The organism is Aliivibrio sp. S3MY1, from assembly GCF_028765575.1.
GTDB lineage: Bacteria > Pseudomonadota > Gammaproteobacteria > Enterobacterales > Vibrionaceae > Aliivibrio.
On sequence record NZ_JARACO010000136.1, the window covers coordinates 1 to 329 of the forward strand.

The following is a 329-nucleotide window of genomic DNA, read 5'->3' on the forward strand; positions in this document are numbered from 1 at the left end:
TGGCCAACATGGTTTTCCATGGTCTAACGATAATCACTTAGGTGACTTACCACCGTTGTATATTAATATGGATGGGAATGCAGTTCAGCCTGTATTAGCTCCTCGAATTACACTTCCAAACCTATCTGGTCGATCTTTAATGATCCATGCAGGTAGCGACAATCATTCTGATCATCCTAAAGCATTAGGGGGCGGAGGCGCTCGTTTAGTTTGTGGTGTAATCAAATAATATAACAAATGCATCAACACGATTTACTACACTCGGCATCTCAGGTTGTCGGGTGTTTCTCGTTTTAAGGCGTCAATTTTGAGTATAATTGTATAGTAGT

At 40.7% G+C, this 329-nt stretch carries 1 protein-coding gene; it reads left to right on the forward strand.

Annotated elements, in window-relative coordinates; all coding sequences use genetic code 11:
* Positions 1–229 (forward strand): superoxide dismutase family protein (locus tag PVK62_RS17580; protein ID WP_274445661.1); only part of this gene is annotated, 229 nt, incomplete at its 5' end.
* Positions 230–329: the final 100 nt, after the last annotated feature.